This window comes from Methanobrevibacter sp. (assembly GCF_015062985.1).
In the GTDB taxonomy this organism is placed as follows: Archaea; Methanobacteriota; Methanobacteria; order Methanobacteriales; family Methanobacteriaceae; genus Methanocatella.
In genome coordinates, this window is record NZ_SUTI01000001.1 from 20,713 (window position 1) to 37,095 (window position 16,383).

Annotated in this window: 21 protein-coding genes; 16 read left to right on the forward strand and 5 right to left on the reverse strand. The window is 36.1% G+C overall.

Translation table 11 applies throughout. The features are described from left to right. Positions 1-94 precede the first annotated feature (94 nt). Positions 95-1,828 (forward strand): Na+/H+ antiporter NhaC family protein, encoded by a 1,734-nt coding sequence (locus tag E7Z77_RS00125; RefSeq protein WP_292748821.1) that lies wholly within the window; start codon positions 95-97, stop codon positions 1,826-1,828. Positions 1,829-2,000: 172 nt separating this feature from the next. On the opposite strand, the gene E7Z77_RS00130 is transcribed toward E7Z77_RS00125, so the two are convergent. Then, the gene (locus E7Z77_RS00130; RefSeq protein ID WP_292748824.1) at positions 2,001-2,708 is read right to left on the reverse strand and encodes a PD-(D/E)XK nuclease family protein; all 708 of its coding nucleotides are present in this window, start codon (positions 2,706-2,708) and stop codon (positions 2,001-2,003) included. An 87-nt stretch (positions 2,709-2,795) separates the two neighbouring features. Between E7Z77_RS00130 and E7Z77_RS00135 the strand changes: the two genes are divergently transcribed. Genes E7Z77_RS00135 through E7Z77_RS00145 form a run of 3 tightly spaced genes read left to right on the forward strand, consistent with a single transcriptional unit; the run spans position 2,796 to position 4,137 of the window. Continuing rightward, positions 2,796-3,296, forward strand: coding sequence for a hypothetical protein (locus E7Z77_RS00135; RefSeq protein WP_292748826.1), 501 nt, complete (start codon positions 2,796-2,798; stop codon positions 3,294-3,296). Between the two features lie 27 nt (positions 3,297-3,323). After that, a complete protein-coding gene (locus E7Z77_RS00140; protein ID WP_292748828.1) occupies positions 3,324-3,866 on the forward strand; it encodes a flavodoxin family protein in 543 nt (180 codons plus the stop codon). A gap of 34 nt (positions 3,867-3,900) precedes the next feature. After that, on the forward strand, positions 3,901-4,137 hold the full coding sequence (locus E7Z77_RS00145) for a 4Fe-4S binding protein (protein WP_292748831.1): 237 nt from the start codon (positions 3,901-3,903) through the stop codon (positions 4,135-4,137). On the opposite strand, the gene E7Z77_RS00150 is transcribed toward E7Z77_RS00145, so the two are convergent. Together E7Z77_RS00150 and E7Z77_RS00155 are read right to left on the reverse strand one after the other, a co-directional pair. Next, positions 4,130-4,933, reverse strand: a complete 804-nt coding sequence (locus E7Z77_RS00150; protein WP_292748833.1) for an NAD(+)/NADH kinase — start codon at positions 4,931-4,933, stop codon at positions 4,130-4,132. The two genes, E7Z77_RS00145 and E7Z77_RS00150, sit on opposite strands and share 8 nt — an antisense overlap. A 169-nt stretch (positions 4,934-5,102) precedes the next feature. Beyond that, complete coding sequence (locus E7Z77_RS00155; RefSeq protein WP_292748835.1) at positions 5,103-5,399, reverse strand: putative quinol monooxygenase; 297 nt, start codon at positions 5,397-5,399, stop codon at positions 5,103-5,105. Positions 5,400-5,520: 121 nt separating this feature from the next. Between E7Z77_RS00155 and E7Z77_RS00160 the strand changes: the two genes are divergently transcribed. Genes E7Z77_RS00160 through E7Z77_RS00170 form a run of 3 tightly spaced genes read left to right on the forward strand, consistent with a single transcriptional unit; the run spans position 5,521 to position 7,676 of the window. Then, positions 5,521-6,213, forward strand: a complete 693-nt coding sequence (locus E7Z77_RS00160) for a hypothetical protein (RefSeq protein ID WP_292748837.1) — start codon at positions 5,521-5,523, stop codon at positions 6,211-6,213. Position 6,214: 1 nt separating this feature from the next. After that, positions 6,215-7,216, forward strand: a complete 1,002-nt coding sequence (locus E7Z77_RS00165; RefSeq protein WP_292748839.1) for a GGGtGRT protein — start codon at positions 6,215-6,217, stop codon at positions 7,214-7,216. Positions 7,217-7,256: 40 nt separating this feature from the next. Beyond that, entirely contained in the window at positions 7,257-7,676 is a 420-nt protein-coding gene (locus tag E7Z77_RS00170; protein WP_292748842.1) for an NUDIX domain-containing protein, read from the forward strand. 140 nt (positions 7,677-7,816) lie between these two features. Here the strand turns inward: E7Z77_RS00170 and E7Z77_RS00175 are convergent, their stop codons facing one another. Continuing rightward, positions 7,817-8,614 (reverse strand): amidohydrolase family protein, encoded by a 798-nt coding sequence (locus E7Z77_RS00175; RefSeq protein WP_292748843.1) that lies wholly within the window; start codon positions 8,612-8,614, stop codon positions 7,817-7,819. Between the two features lie 115 nt (positions 8,615-8,729). On the opposite strand from E7Z77_RS00175, the gene E7Z77_RS00180 reads away from it, so the two are divergent. Beyond that, positions 8,730-9,119, forward strand: a complete 390-nt coding sequence (locus E7Z77_RS00180; RefSeq protein ID WP_292748845.1) for a zinc-ribbon domain-containing protein — start codon at positions 8,730-8,732, stop codon at positions 9,117-9,119. Positions 9,120-9,135: 16 nt separating this feature from the next. Here E7Z77_RS00180 and E7Z77_RS00185 read toward each other — a convergent pair whose 3' ends face one another. Then, positions 9,136-9,786, reverse strand: a complete 651-nt coding sequence (locus tag E7Z77_RS00185; RefSeq protein WP_292748846.1) for a hypothetical protein — start codon at positions 9,784-9,786, stop codon at positions 9,136-9,138. Positions 9,787-9,981: 195 nt separating this feature from the next. Between E7Z77_RS00185 and E7Z77_RS00190 the strand changes: the two genes are divergently transcribed. The 8 genes from E7Z77_RS00190 to E7Z77_RS00225 all read left to right on the forward strand — a co-directional run bounded on the left by E7Z77_RS00190 (position 9,982) and on the right by E7Z77_RS00225 (position 16,382). Then, on the forward strand, positions 9,982-10,932 hold the full coding sequence (locus E7Z77_RS00190) for a malate dehydrogenase (protein WP_292748848.1): 951 nt from the start codon (positions 9,982-9,984) through the stop codon (positions 10,930-10,932). 109 nt (positions 10,933-11,041) lie between these two features. Next, on the forward strand, positions 11,042-11,485 hold the full coding sequence (dtd, locus tag E7Z77_RS00195) for a D-aminoacyl-tRNA deacylase (protein ID WP_292748850.1): 444 nt from the start codon (positions 11,042-11,044) through the stop codon (positions 11,483-11,485). A 73-nt stretch (positions 11,486-11,558) separates the two neighbouring features. Beyond that, complete coding sequence (locus tag E7Z77_RS00200) at positions 11,559-12,452, forward strand: hypothetical protein (RefSeq protein ID WP_292748852.1); 894 nt, start codon at positions 11,559-11,561, stop codon at positions 12,450-12,452. 9 nt (positions 12,453-12,461) lie between these two features. Beyond that, a complete protein-coding gene (locus tag E7Z77_RS00205; RefSeq protein ID WP_292748854.1) occupies positions 12,462-13,037 on the forward strand; it encodes a zinc ribbon domain-containing protein in 576 nt (191 codons plus the stop codon). Between the two features lie 9 nt (positions 13,038-13,046). After that, complete coding sequence (locus tag E7Z77_RS00210; protein WP_292748856.1) at positions 13,047-14,189, forward strand: toxic anion resistance protein; 1,143 nt, start codon at positions 13,047-13,049, stop codon at positions 14,187-14,189. A 38-nt stretch (positions 14,190-14,227) separates the two neighbouring features. Then, positions 14,228-14,647 (forward strand): hypothetical protein, encoded by a 420-nt coding sequence (locus E7Z77_RS00215; protein WP_292748858.1) that lies wholly within the window; start codon positions 14,228-14,230, stop codon positions 14,645-14,647. Between the two features lie 187 nt (positions 14,648-14,834). Beyond that, positions 14,835-15,293 (forward strand): pyridoxamine 5'-phosphate oxidase family protein, encoded by a 459-nt coding sequence (locus E7Z77_RS00220; RefSeq protein ID WP_292748860.1) that lies wholly within the window; start codon positions 14,835-14,837, stop codon positions 15,291-15,293. 12 nt (positions 15,294-15,305) lie between these two features. Continuing rightward, complete coding sequence (locus E7Z77_RS00225; RefSeq protein ID WP_292748862.1) at positions 15,306-16,382, forward strand: acyltransferase; 1,077 nt, start codon at positions 15,306-15,308, stop codon at positions 16,380-16,382. Position 16,383 lies beyond the last annotated feature (1 nt).

A 16,383-nucleotide genomic window follows, 5' to 3' on the forward strand; every position in this document is an offset into this window, starting at 1 on the left:
CTTTAAGTTTCCGATGGGCTTATTTGTTAAAAGTAGATAATTAATAACTTTTAATATTATTTTTTTTAATAAATGTAAGGAAAATGGTGTGATTATGAATTTGAATAGAAATATTAAATTGGGATTAATTGTTGCTATTACAATAATAGGATTATTTGTTTTATCCTTACTGATTTCCCAAGCACCAGCAGGTTCAGATAATTCTGCACGTTTCGGTATTTTAACACTATTGCCTCCTCTTATAGCTATTGGGTTGGCATTCATTACCAAGGAAACGATATTGTCTTTGTTTGTCGGTGTTTTTGTTGGGGAATTCATGCTATGCTGCAATGATTTAAACATTATTTCCACAATAACCAATGCATTTTTAGAAATGGGTTCTCAAGTGATTTCTTGTATGGCCGACCCATGGAATGCAGGTATTATTCTTCAATGTTTGCTTATAGGAGGTATTATCCAATTAATAACCAAAATGGGTGGAGCAAAAGCTCTTGCCGATGCTTTTGCAAAAAGAGCGGATACCCCTAGAAAAGCTCAACTGTTCACTTGGATTTTAGGATTATTTGTATTCTTCGACGATTATGCAAACTCATTAATTGTCGGTCCTATCATGAGGCCAGTAATGGACAAACTTAAAGTCTCTAGAGAAAAATTGGCATTTGTGGTTGACGCGACTGCCGCTCCTGTAGCAGGTATAGCAATCATTTCCACCTGGATTGGATTGGAAATCAGTTTAATCGCCGCCGGTTTCAAATCTGTTGGAGTAACTAATGTCACCGGTTTTGGAATATTTTTACAGACCATTCAATACAGGTTCTATAACATATTTATTTTATTTTTCGTTGTGATTTCAGCACTCACCTTATATGAGTTTGGACCAATGAAAAAGGCAGAACAAGCTGCCCGTGCTAGAAAAGATGATGAACCGATCATTGTTCCTCAAGCACCTGGATTTGATGAGGTTAAACCTGTTGAAGGAATTAAGTTAAGCGTATGGAATGCGATCATTCCTATTTCCACCCTCATTATAGGGGCTCTTATAGCATTCTATTGGAGCGGATACACTGCTATTTTAGGCGGACAAGATCAAGCTCTCATCACCTTAATGAAAACATCCCCATTATCATTCAACGGTATTTTTGAAGCATTATCCGCTTCCGACGCATCTGTCGCTCTTTTCCAAGCAGCGCTTCTAGCTTCAATTGTTTCTATCATTATGGCAGTTGGTGAAAAGATACTCACAATAGAAGATGCAATCTCCGAATGGATTGGGGGTATGAAAACCATTGTAATTACTGGAGTAATTTTGCTCCTTGCATGGTCACTTGGTGGTGTAATCGGCGATGTCGGTACAGCAAATTATCTTGTCGGGGTGCTGAAAAATACATTGCCTCAATTTATTGTGCCTTCATTAATCTTCATTTTAGGTGCACTGATTTCCTTCGCGACAGGAACTGCATACGGTACAATGAGTATCCTGATGCCTTTGGCTATTCCGCTTGCCTGGGCAGTAAGTACCGGTGATATGGGATTCACCATTGTATGTACCAGTGGTGTATTGACCGGAGCGATCTTTGGAGACCACTGTTCACCGATTTCAGACACAACAATTCTTTCGTCTATGGGAACCAGCTGTAACCACATTGGCCATGTTCAAACACAAATCTACTATGCAGTATATGTAGCATGTATTGCAATATTAATTGGTTACATCCCAGCAGGATTAGGCGTACCTTCCTACATCTGTACTCCTGTAGGTATCGTCGCAATGTATATCGGGCTTAGGATAATTGGTGAAAAAGTCGACTTTGAAGAAGTTGAGGCATAACCCTCACTTCATTTTTTTTTATTAATTTTCATTATAAATGGGCTTTCTGCAGCTCCCATTTTAATAAATCTAAAGAATTTGCAATGATTGAATTTACAATTTTTTAAAATGTGGTGATTTTCCCTTTTTTCTACAAAGATTTCAAAGCGATTTATTCAAGTAAAAGTGAAGGTTAATATTCGCCGCAAAGGTGTTTATAAGTGCAGTATCTGCATAAGAACTGTCTTTTGGCAGGGAAGTTATAGTTGTTGATTTCATTTCTGACATGATGCATTGTATCAACGGCATCTCGGATTTCATCGTTATTCAAATATTTACGTTTGTTGTCCTCATCACATATATCCAATAGGCGCAGACGACCGTTTTTTGTGAAGAACACTCCAACGCTTGAAACGTTCCTTCCGTAAACATTCTCAACAAGCAGTTTATAGTAGCACAGTTCAAGCCTGTATTTTGAAAACGAGCTGGATTTTGAAGTCTTATAATCAATTACAACAAGATTTCCATTTTCATCTTCCAAAATAATATCACATATTCCGGAAAACCTGTTTTCTTCATCAAGAAGGTATTCCTCCTGTGAAAAAAGCCTATAATCGTTTTCTATGAAAACCTCTTCAAAAAATGAACCTAAATTATCGATGTGTTCCGTTAGGTCATATCCAATGTTTTCTTCATGAGCAATCCTTAAAAGTTCATTTCTGATATCCACTCCGTCCAAATCATCTCCGAACTTGTCAGCGAACTTTTCTGCAACCAAATGAACGTCACTGCCCAAGGTCATATACTTGTTTTTGGGAACTTCAATTTCATCAATGTATTGAAATTTGAATTCAAGAGGGCATTTAAGATATGTGTTAACTTTGGATTTGGACAGTTTCATATTTATTCTTTTATTAGAACATTTTTAAATAAATTATGATTATTTTAAATACTTTAAATGAGATAATAATAAACAGGTGAATATATAATGAAAAAATTATATGCATTGCTAATAATTTTAGTTGTCATTTATCTGGGAATTAATTTGCTGCCGTTAGGCTTCAATTCTCAAACTTCAACCGATATAGCAAATAATACAACAATTGCAATTGGTGGAAGCAGTTTTGAGAAAATAAGCAATTTTACAGATAGTAAAGTGAATGATACTGTTGTAAGTTTAGTAGATGAAAGAAACAATTTGGTGATAAACGTTAGTGAAATAGATAGTTCTCAAAATATTACCGACATTGTTAATAATGCGTTCGCTAATGTGGGATACACATCAAATGATACCATAGACCAAAACGGTGTGACTTCTTACTTCATGTATATTGAAGGCGTATACGGCTATGATGCTGACATCTACTTCAGTAAAGATGGTAAAAATTATTTGATTAGTGGAGTTGAAATTCCTTATGAAAACAGTGATTACTTTATAAATACCTGTAAAGGAATTATTGATTCATTGAATGTAACTTCATCTAATTAATTATAAAATAATTCGGAGAGTAGTTAAATGAAAATAGTAGCACTTCAGGCAAGTCCGCGCAAAGGCGGAAACTGTGACGTATTGATGGACGAAATGATTAAAGGAATTGAAGAAAACGGAGGAGAAGTTGTCAAATTCTATTTGGAAAATGAAAACATCGCTCCATGTAAAGCATGTATGTACTGCGCTGAAAACCCGGAATGTGTACGTGCTGACGACGGAAACAAAATCCTTGATGAATTGGTGGCCGCTGACGGTGTAATATTTGCAACCCCTATTTACTACGGTCAAATGTCCGCTCAAGGTAAACTTATCATCGATCGTTTCTACAGCATAGGTCAAAATCCTGATAAAAGCTTATCTGGAAAAGCAGCATTGATATTTACTGAAAACCAGCCGGAAGAAACCTATGCAAATTATATTGAAATGACCAAATTCTCACCATTCACCTTTATGGGTTATGAAGTGATTGGTCATGTAGATGCTGGTAGCGCCGGTCCTGCTGGAATCGTAGCCGAAGAGCAGGAAGACAAATTAAAAGAAGCTTATGAGTTAGGTTTAAAATTCTAAACCTGCCCTTTTTCTATTTTTTTGGAGACTTGATATGGGTCTTGGTTCATTATTTAGAAGAAATAAGAATAAAAAAGAAGATGAAACTGCTGATTGCCATATTGACATAAACACGCAGGAATGTGACGGATGTGGTAAATGCAGCATTGCATGTCAAAACAATGTCTTAATGGTAGTGGATGACGTATCGGCGGTTCAGAATGCCCAGGCCTGTAAAAGCTGTAAAGTGTGTATGGCAATTTGTCCTAACGACTGCATTACCGTTAACTGATGTTTTCGCGTATAGTATCGATGAAGCTTCTATCTTCAAGCTTAATTATTTTTGTATGTTTTTCTGATTTTTTTATTCTGACGGTATCCCCGTTAAACACCTCAATAGGCAGCCCATCATATAATACGAAGGATGTTGTGTTGTCCCTGAGTTCTGTTAATCTGATTTCAACAGTGGACTTGTCGGACAGTACTATGCTTCTGTTGATTACGCTATGTGGTGCTATGGGTGTCAATGTTAAGATTTGTGCGGTCGGATCTGCAATAGGACCTCCGCAGGAGAGGTTATATGCTGTTGAACCTGTTGGTGTGCAGACCAGTATTCCATCTGCTGTGTAGGAATTTATAAGCTTACCGTCTACTATTGCATCAAATCTAACAACTCCAAAGGTATTTTTTGAAATTCCTATTTCGTTTAGAGCCTGCGGGATTTTTTCTATTTCGCCGTTTTTTCTTATTATCTCGCCTTCAAGCATCATCCTTTCTTCAATATGATAATCATTATTTAGAATTTCAATCAAGGATTTTCTAATGTTGTTTGAATCAATTTCTGTTAAAAAGCCTAATGTTCCCGTATGTATCCCTATTATAGGTTTTTCACAGGATAATCTTGCAGATTTGAGAAATGTCCCGTCGCCTCCAATTGAAATTATCAAATCGCATTCAGATATTTCAGTTGTGGTATCAATTTCAAGCTCCTTGGAAATTCCAATCAATTTTTCTCTGGTTTTTAAGGAGTTGGGATTGCTTTTATCCGCGTTGATGAATATTTTCATGGTTGAAAATATATGTCTCATATTAAATATTTTTTTCCAAGATATTTTAATCACTTTAAATTAATGATGCCTATTATAATTTTGAAGGTTATCTTAAAAACAGTTGATTTAGTTAAATGAATTTTTCATATAATAAAAAAGAATAAAAAAAATAGAGTTTTTAAAGTAGAATATCTATACATTAAAATAATTAAAATTCGATTTCATTAGCACCGATTACTTGGATGTCGGTATTTTCAACAAATTCTCCGCTTTCTTCTCCAAAGTTTAGGAAGTGTGGTGAATTCATATGTTTTTTAAGTGCTTCAGGACTTTCCCATTTTTCAACAAATGTCATTGAATCATCTTTGGATGATAACAACAATTGATAATCAATGTTTCCTTCTTCCTGTAGGGTTTCATATACTAATTCGTCGGCAAGTTCCATGATGCTGTCCTGACATCCTTCTTTTGGTTGAATTTTTGCTAATACTAAGATGAAATCCATAAATACTCACCTGTTTGATAATATAATTTTCATATTACTTAAATGGTTATAATTTTTTTCCAAAAATACATTAATTAAAAAGCAGATATATTAAACCAGCAAAAAATTTTGGAGAAAAACGATGATATATTCAACTGAAATTGAAAATATGTGTCTTGTTCGCAAAGGTGCTAATCACGACCCTGCTCCAATTCCTGAAGAGGGAAAATGGGTTAAAGCAAAACAGATATCAGACATTTCCGGTTTCACTCATGGTATTGGTTGGTGTGCACCGCAACAAGGATGCTGCAAATTAACATTAAACGTTAAAGATGGAATTATTGAAGAAGCATTAGTGGAAACATTGGGCTGTTCAGGTATGACTCACTCCGCAGCTATGGCCGGTGAAATACTCGTTGGAAAAACTATTCTGGAAGCCTTAAATACAGACCTTGTTTGTGATGCAATAAATACAGCAATGCGTGAATTATTCTTACAGATTGTTTACGGAAGAACCCAATCTGCATTTTCAGAAGGAGGCCTTCAAATAGGTGCTGGACTTGAAGATTTGGGAAAAGGCCACAGAAGCCAGATTGGAACAATCTATTCTACAAAAGAAAAAGGTCCAAGATACCTGGAGCTCACAGAGGGCTACATTACAGAAATCGGGCTTGACGAAGACAATGAGATTATCGGCTATAAGTACATCAACTTAGGAGTCATGTTGGACAATATCAAAAAAGGTGTTGAACCTCTTGAAGCAATTGAAAATGCAACAGGCCAATATGGAAGATTTGATGATGCCGTTAAAAAAATAGATCCAAGGAGTGAATAAAATGAGCTTATTTGAAAGTTATGAAAGAAGAATAGACCAGATCACTCCGGTGCTAGAAAAATATGGAATAAAAGATCTCGAAGAGGCAAAACAGATTTGTCTTGACAAAGGATTTGACCCTTATGAAATCGTTAAGGGTGTTCAGCCGATATGTTTTGAAAACGCATGCTGGGCATACACTTTAGGTGCGGCAATTGCTATAAAACAGGGATGTGTTAAGGCATCTGATGCTGCAAAAGCAATTGGTGAAGGATTGCAGGCTTTCTGCATTCCGGGAAGTGTGGCAGATGACAGGCAAGTAGGTTTAGGTCATGGAAACCTGGCTTCAATGCTTTTAAGTGATGAAAGTGAATGTTTCGCATTCCTTGCAGGTCATGAAAGTTTTGCAGCCGCAGAAGGTGCGATAGGTATAGCAAACTCCGCTAATGAAGTCAGAGAAAAGCCATTGAGGGTAATATTGAACGGTCTTGGAAAGGACGCAGCTTTAATCATCTCAAGAATCAACGGATTCACCCATGTTGAGACAGAATTTGACTACTTCACAGGTGAAGTTAAGGTTGTAAAGGAAAAAGCATACTCCGATGGTGAAAGGGCAAAGGTAAGATGCTACGGTGCGGATGATGTGCGTGAAGGTGTTGCAATCATGCATCTCGAAGGTGTTGACGTATCAATCACAGGTAACTCAACAAACCCAACACGTTTCCAGCATCCTGTAGCCGGAACATACAAAAAGGAATGCATCCTTCAAGGTAAGAAATACTTCTCCGTTGCTTCAGGCGGGGGAACAGGAAGAACCCTTCACCCAGATAACATGGCTGCAGGACCTGCATCCTATGGTATGACCGATACATTAGGAAGAATGCACTCAGACGCTCAATTTGCAGGCTCATCATCAGTTCCAGCTCACGTGGAAATGATGGGACTAATAGGAATGGGAAACAATCCTATGGTCGGAGCTTCAGTTGCAGTTGCAGTGGCCGTTGAAAAAGCAATGAAGAAATAAGGGAAAATTCTTCCCTTAAACTATTTTTTTAGGTGTCTATATGTCTACAATGTGGGGTTTGACAGTTCGAGGAATATGTGAATTCAATGGAAAAATTCTGCTTTTAAAGATTAGGTCTCGTTCAGCACATGATGCTGGAAGATGGGAGATTCCCGGTGGTAAAGTCAAGAAATGCGAATTTTTCGATGATGCTCTAAAAAGGGAATACATTGAAGAAACTGGCCTTGAAATTGATGTGGATTCATTATATAATGTTGTCAGAAAAGATTATACTGCATGTAAAACAAATGAGGATATCAAATCTATTCAGTTAATCATGAAAGTGACCTGTCAAAGCGATGATGTTGTCATCAGCGAAGAGCATGACGATTATGGCTGGTTTAGTTTAGATGAAATAGAAGAAATGATAGACAAAGATTTGCTGACACCGCCTGCCGCTGAGGCATTTGCTGCTCCATAAAAATATAATTTAATGTTATTTTCTTTATTTTTTTTTAAATAATTCAAAAAAAACTGTTTTTAATTAAAATATTATCAGATAGATAACGCATCTTTTTTAAGCATCTGAAGTAATAAAAAGAGGTTCAGAGGGATTGATGACTATTCAAGCCCCAATATCTTAGCGGCATTTTCATAAAGAATCTGAGAACGCTCTTCATCGGTCAAATCAATTTTATTGAAGTATTCCATTTCGCTGGTTGATTCCCACATGGGATAGTCAGTTCCCCAGAGAACCCTGTCTGCACCGTAGGCATGAATCAGATTCAATGCGGTTTGTGGTGTTAGGGCATATAAGCTTGAACTCAAATCAACATATAGGTTTGGTGTTCCTGCCAGTTTTTCGGTTGCCTCTTCCCACATGCTCCATCCCGCAAAATGAGCTCCGATAAATGTTATGTCGGGAAATTTATCCAAAAATGCCTTGATGTGTTCTGGATTGGAGTAATTGTATCTGAAATCTCCGCAATGGACAAGCATTGGAACATTGGCTTTCCTTACTGCATCACCTATTTTAAAGGCACGTTCATCATTCATTGCAAATTGCTGAAAATCAGGGTGTAGCTTAACTCCTTTAAGACCTAAACCAAGCAGATAATTCAAGTCTCCTTCAATGTCTTCACTGTCCGGATGAAGTGTTCCAAAACCGGTGAACAGATCTGGATGTGTATTTACTGCTTCAGCAATAAATTCGTTAATTGATTTCACTTGTTTTGGTGTTGTTGCAACTGAGTGGACAAGATAATGTGTCACTCCAACGTTATTTCCATCCCTTATCAAATCATCTAATTTGCCATTTAGGGACATGTCCAAATCGTAAAAATTCCTAATTCCAAGTACTGCTTTTTCTGCGATTTTTTCCGGATAAATGTGACAGTGAGCATTTATAATTTTTTGCATTTAGTTAAACCACCTTATAATACTGTTTATAATATTTAACTGTCCTAATATAAAATGTTTAATTAATCAGATACAGAATATATATTGTATCTAGAAAAATTAATGATGTGATAATATGAAGTTTTGCAGTGAATGCGGTTGTGAAAATCTGGATGAGGCGTTATTTTGTAAAAATTGCGGATTTGAGTTTAAATCAATGCCTGTAACTGAAGATAAACAGGATAATGAAATAAATGTGGTTGTAAATGAAAACCAGAATTCGATTTTATCCAAATTGTTCTATAAGCGCGATAAAAATACCGGTCAGCTTAGATTTGCAAAAACAAAATCCATCAGCATTGCTGTTTTTGTGTTTATGTTTATTTTTGCAATGTCCGTTGGGGCGGAAGGTGTTTCTTTTTTCATTGTAGTTTTTGCCGCAATAATATTCGGATTAATGTTTGCAGTTCCAACATTTCTCATCGGCACCGCTTTGGGATGGGCAATAGAAAGGTTGAATAATTAAAAAAAAGACGGTGAAATCAGTATAATTTTTCACCGGTATATAGGTTTTCTTCTGTATATATTCTGATTAATCTGTCGATTAAATTGTCATACATCAATCTGTAGCCTACAGCACCGCCCTGTGGTGTTTGCACATTATTCAGTGACTTGTCTGAAAATTCGCCGGAGTTGTTGATGATGTACCACATTCCGTGAGGAGTGTAGATGAACAGTTCCCCTTCCCCTTTGTCAAAACCGTTTTTAAAGCTGTCCTGAGGGTCATATATCTTGGTGGAATGAACAGCCAATCTGCTAAGGTTCTGCTCTGGTCTTGTACCGCCCTTTTCAAACAGCATCTTCAGCCATTCATAGGACTTGTCAATGAGATTTGCCTTTTTGATAGGGTCTTCGAAGGCTTCCTTGACTTTGTTCTGCCTTTTTTCCAGTGTGTTTGTAATTCCAAGTATTTCCTCTACTTTACTTACATCCTTTTCAAGGCATCTCCATCCTTCAGGTCTTCCGGTTACTTGAACATTTCCCTCTACAAAGTCCATTCTTTTGAATTTTCTGAAATATGGCTTTACTTTTTCAAATTCATCATCGGGAATTCTTTTGTTCAGACCGTAAAGGTATCCGTATTCATTTGCATCATAGCATTTTGTTTCAAGTTTCAATTCTTCATCCGCCATAGTATCAAACCTTGGTTAACTATTGATTCTTTTTAGATATATTTATTTTTGTAAATCTTATTTTATCCATTCGTAAAAAAGAAAAGTTGATTTTTTATGAATGATATTTAGAAAATTTTAAGATTTTTTATAATTCATTCACTAAAAATTTAAGATTACATATATTTTTATTTATAAAAAACCAAATATTAATTCATGGTTAAAGTTAGTATTATAGGTGCAACTGGTGTTATCGGAAAGACTGTTGCATTTACATTGGCACGTGAAGTCACAGTTGATGAGATTGTAATGTTTTCAAGGCCTCAAAGCATTGAAAAGGCCAAGGGTGAAACTTATGACATGTATGATGCTCTGGCTGCGGAAGATATTGACTGTAGGTTGACTCCTTCCTGCGATTACAATGACCTTGCAGGTTCTGCAATTGTGCTTATTGCGGCAGGCACTCCAAGACAGGAGGGTATGAAAAGATTGGATCTTGCCGTACCGAATGCAAAGATAGTCGCTCATTATTCTAAAAAGATTGCCGAATATGCACCAGATACAATTATCTTGGTTGCCACCAATCCGGTTGATGTAATGACAACCGTCGCTCTTAAGGCATCAGGATTAAAGAAGAAAAAGGTCATCGGTGTTGGAAACCACTTGGATTCTTTAAGATTGAAAAACTATTTCTCAAGATATCTTGACATTAACAGTTCTGAGGTTCACACAAGGGTTGTAGGTGAACATGGAGACCATATGGTTCCGCTCTTAAGTTCAACAACAATAGGGGGTATTCCCTTAAAGTATTTCATTGAGCAGGTTGATGTTGATGTGATGGGACTTGTAAATCAGTTGAGAAATGCCGGAAATACCATCATAACAAAAAAGGGAGCAACAGAATATGGACCGGCTTTTGCAATTTCAAACCTGATTTCAACAATCATCAAGGATTCTCATAAGGTTCTGACAGTAAGCTGTTATATGGATGCTGAAATTGCAGACGTTAAGGATGTTTCCTTAGGCGTTCCGGCAGTTATCTCAAAGCACGGAATTGCAATGATTGTACCTATTCACATGAATGATTTTGAGAAAAAAGAATTCCTAAAGGCTTCAGAAATTATTAAAATCGCTACCGATGAGGTATTTGAAAATTTGGATGAATGATTTTGCCGTTGCTGAAATATTCATGTCACTGTTGTTTTTATGAATCATTTCTGCAATTGGTTTCTTGGCATTTAGGAGAGCACCTCAATTTCTTGGGAGAGTTTGCAAAATGAAATTAGTAGTCCAGAGAGTGTCTAGCGCAAGTGTTGAAGTAGATGAAAAAATCGTCGGCCAGATTGATGAGGGTCTGATGGTTCTGGTGGGTTTCGGTGAAAATGACACTGAAAAGGAAGCAGATTATCTTTCAAAAAAACTGGTCAAATTAAGGATTTTTCAGGATGAAAACGGCAGGATGAACAGGTCAGTCCGAGATATCGGAGGGAAGTTGCTTTTGGTTCCCCAATTTACATTATATGCACACACAAAGAAGAACAGACCATCCTTCCACAGAGCACTTGCTCCTGATAAGGCAACTGAACTGTTTGATTATTTTGTCGAAAAATGCAGTGAGGAGGTTCCTGTCGAAACTGGCGAGTTCGGAGCGTATATGAAAGTCAGTTTGCTGAACAATGGTCCCGTCACCATCCTGCTTGAAAAGGAATTTGATGAATAGTAACAATTTAAATACATATATATAAATATAAGAACATATTAATAGTAGATAATCATTGGAGAATTGAATTGAAATGTCAGATGGAAACTCCAGAACTCATGAGATTAGAAGATTGACAACACCATTTACCTTTAAGAACTCAAAAGCATATGACGTTGATGGGAATGTGATTGATTGTGTTGAAAAGCTTTCCGAGATAAGGTTTCCCATTGAACCGAAAGAGGGCATATTGACCGATGATGAGATTCTTAAATATGCTGGTGACTCAAAGGCAGCTGCCAAAATCAGACTTAAAAGAGGTAGCGGGAGCTTTTCTGATGTATTCATTATAAATGACTCCCTTCCTTGGCTTTTAGCATTATATTATCTTATCGTAGTATGCACTGTTATTCCCTTCATCTATTGGGGAAACAAATTTGTAATGTTTATATTTTTGATATTGGCAATCCTTCCATTGGTATATCTATATAGGATAAGCAGTTCAGGTGCTTATGTTCAAAATAAACATGATATCAGCAAAACCCCTCAAAAACATCTAGTTAATGAGAGACATGACATTGAGGTTGAAAGTCTCGGATCTCTTAAGAAATATGAAAAGGAAGTCAATAATCTTAAGGTGCTGTTTGATGTCAAGGAGGGTGTTGTAAGGAGTCTGATAGAAAAGAGATTTTCTCCACCTCAGATTACCTATGACAAGTTCATATCACTTATTGACAGTTCACATAAGCTCTTCTACTCACAGTCCGATGCAGCATTGAACATTATCCATCTGGCTGCGGAAGATACTCCTAGAGTTGAAAATGAGCTTCATAGCAAAATAGACAATATGAAAGCCATCATTAATCAGATAGAGGACCTGACCAATGAATTGGTAATCAACATTAATTCCAAGGAAGAGTCAGAAGAGGATGTTAAAAACTTATTGGAGGATATGGAAAACTTAATAGATTCCGTTAAAGAATATTAGGTGTTTAAAATGACAAAAAATTGCCGAAAATGTGGATCTGAAGTACAGGATGACGCCAAGTTCTGTCCGAACTGTGGATATGATTTTGATTCCTTTAATAAGGGAGGAAATTCTGAAAGCAAGTTTAACTTTAGCATGCTTTTTGTGATTTTAATTATTTCCATTTTGATTATAGGTTCTATTTTCATTCTTACATCCGGTTTCGGAGGAGACAATAAGCCTCAGGAGGATAATGTAGACCATGTCATTTTAACCATAAAGGAAGTTAATGGTTATGATGTTATCTCTGGCAAAACCAGCTACACTCTTTATACTGAAGCATTGTTCGACAAGGTACCGTCCGATATGAATGGATACAATATCAAAACAACCTATTATGACAAGAATCATACCGTGATAGGAAGTGAGATAGAATACTTGTCATACGTGTATTATGATTCTGAATATCCGTTAAGCTTTGGACATTATACAACTTATAAGAAGCCGAATCCGGACTATGTAGTCGTTGAAATAATTAAAGATGGAAAGACAATCGACAATTATACTTCTCAAATTGATCAAGGAAAAATAAAATTTTTAAACTAAGGTGATAACATGGCTGAATTTTCATTAAATGTTGATGAAATAAAAGATGATGTTGAAACAACAATTAAGGAAGAAGAGAAAAAATTGGAAAACTCAAATCTTAAAAACCAAGCTCAAGATAATGCTGTTGCAATATTCGAAACTGATTTGGATAATCCGCAAGCAAGAGAAGCAATATTGAAACCATTGGACAATTTTGGTTTAAATGAAATGAGCAAATCCGCTTCTCACAATGAAATGCTGGCCACCAGATTTGTTGATTTGACAAAAGGTGGAAAAGAGGCTGACAGCATAGGTGAAAATCTCATTGAGCTCAACAGGCAGGTGAAGGACCTTGACCCAAGCAAAGTTGACTTTGCAAAAAAGGGAATGTTGGGAAACTTGATGAATCCTGTTAGAAAATACTTTGCTAAATATGAAAAGGCTGAAGTTGCAATTTCAGACATTGTCGCATCACTTGACAAAAGCAGTAAAGTCCTTCAAAATGACAATACAACCCTGTTGAATGAGGAAAATTACTTAAGGGAAGTAACCAATAAGCTTCTTGCCGACATCGAGCTTGCAAAGCAGATGGATCAGTCCATTGAAGCGCAAATCCAGACAGCTGAAATTGAAGGTGTGGCTGAAGACAAGATTGCCTTTGTTCGCGAAGAGGTGCTGTTCCCTCTCAGACAGAGAATCATGGACATGCAACAGATGATTGTTGTTAATCAGCAAGGAATCGTATCACTCAATGTAATCAGAAGAAATAACAAAGAGTTGATTAGAGGTGTCAAAAGGGCACAGAACGTTACCATTTCTGCTTTAAGAACTGGTGTAATGGTTGCAAGTGCACTTTATGACCAAAAAATTGTGATGGATAAGATCAACATATTGAATTCCACAACTGAAAACATCATTGAATCCACTTCACACATGCTTAAGGAGCAAGGAAGCGAAATTCAAAAGCACAGTGCTGAGACCATGATTTCCCCTGAAGTATTGAAAGCATCATTTTCAGAAGCGATTCAGGCCATTGAAGATGTAAGCACATACAAGGAACAGGCACTTCCTAAGATGAAGGAAACTATTGAGATGTTCAGCGATTTGGCTGACGAAGGTCAAAAAGTTGTTGAAAAAATTGAAACCAACAATGAAAATATTTTGGAATAGTGGGTTTTACACCTGCTAATTTAATTTTTAGGTAAAAGATGAATGCTATAGATAAGATATTGAGGTCATGGTGGGTTATTTTATCAGCCGTCATGTTCCTGAACGGTTTTGGATTCATTTACATTGGATTTAAAAACAACAATAAGAATTGGATTATTGAAGGGGTTATCTATGAGATTCCATGGATTTTCGGAGTAGCTTTCGTTTATCTCAAACCGTTATCCAGCATTTATATAATAATCTGCATCATATGTATTATGGTATCTATAGTAAGGTCAGTTTGGGTTGCAATAAAACTTTGTGATGTATATGATAATGAAGAAAAGTACAGGGTTCAAACCACTGTTGTAAATAATTCTAATATCACTTCACAAAATAATGATTTTCCTTGTGGAATAGCATGCTGCGCAGCCGTGTTTTTAATATTTTTTGCATATGGATTATTGTCACTTTTTTAGACTAAATCCATTTTCATATTTTACTATTTTTAAACCATAACCAAAAATAAAATAAGCTACTTTTTTTAAACTCCAAAATTAATGGGGTATCGTTTGTTGGTGCATATTTAAAAGTTTACGCGCCCTTATGAAACACTCTTAAAATATTTTTATAAGTTTCTTCTAATATATTCATATGTTCAGGCAAATGAGAAGACATAAACAGGAACTTTCAAAAGAGGAATGCATTAGAATATTAAAAGAGGAGCCTCGAGGAGTTCTTGCGTTATTGGGAGATGACGATTATCCCTATTCACTTCCAATGAGTCATGTATATGTCGACGGCAAAATCTATTTTCACGGAGCTAAGGAAGGCCATAAGAATGATGCCGTTCAAAAATGTCCTAAGGTTTCATACTGCGTCATGGATAAGGGTGTAAAGGAGAAGGACAGCTGGTGGTACACCTTCAAAAGTGTCATAGTTTTCGGAAAGATCAGAATATTGAATGATAATGATGAAAAAATTGACAGATTAACACATTTGGGCGATAAGTTCTTCCCGACACATGAAGAAACTGTTAAGGAAATCGACAGGCTTCTGGACAGGACTGAAGTTTTTGAAATCACTATCGAGCATATGAGCGGAAAGATAGTCAGGGAAAAATAAAAGGGCACGATAATGAAAAGCAAGCGCATATTCTACTATGATGCCCTAAGGGCAATGGCAATAATTGGAATTGTATTCTGCCATGTTTCCAATTTATTTGTTGCACAGGGCATAAACAGACCTGATTTTTATATTGCCGCATTTTTTGATTGTTTCAGGGATTTTTCAATACCTATTTTTATAATGCTAAGTGGTGCGCTATTAATCAATAGAAGGGATTCGCTAAAGGATTTTTTTAAAAAGAGACTGTCAAGGATATTCATCCCATTTGTATTTTGGGCTTTTTTATATATCATTTATTCTGATCGGATGATATATCATGGATTTTATCTGGATAAGGCAATAGATATCTTTTTCGGAACATCCGGCACTATTGGTGTTGCATTCTGGTTTATTTGGATGATTGTTGTTGTTTATTTCCTGATTTTCATTATAAATCAAATCATTGCGATGGGATGTAGGAGAGTAGAAGGTTTCGACAGTAAATTTATTTTCCTTTTAACAGTATTATCAGTAATTTTCATAGCGTTGTCAGATTTTGATTTCATCAATCCCATGAGCTCTAAAATTAACTATTTCCTATCATTTATTACATACATCATAATTGGTTATTTCATAGCCAACAATGATTATGTGGGAAGTAAATTAGGTCCGAAAAAGATGGTAGCTATTACATTAGTATTGTCTGTGGGATTCTATTTTTATTACATATTCGGCTTTGTCGTTCCGATGTCTATAGTGGAAAACCGCTTCGTATTCATGAATTATTTCAATCTTCTGCTGCTTATGATGTCAGTGAGCATATTTCTGCTCTTCAAATATCTTTCTAAAATCCAATTTGGAGAAAAAATTGAAAAAGGCAATTTTGGCTCTTTTATTACCGTGATAAGCCAGTACAGTTTTGGAATATATCTCTGTCATTATCTTTTCTTGTATGAGTTAAAAAGACATCTCGTAAGATTTTATGCCTATCAAAACCCATTGATATGGATACCTACCTTAGTAATTCTCATATTGGCCATTTCATTAATTGTGTTATTTATTTTAAATAGCATTCCTGATTTAAAGAGATTTTCCGGCAAAGCTTAAA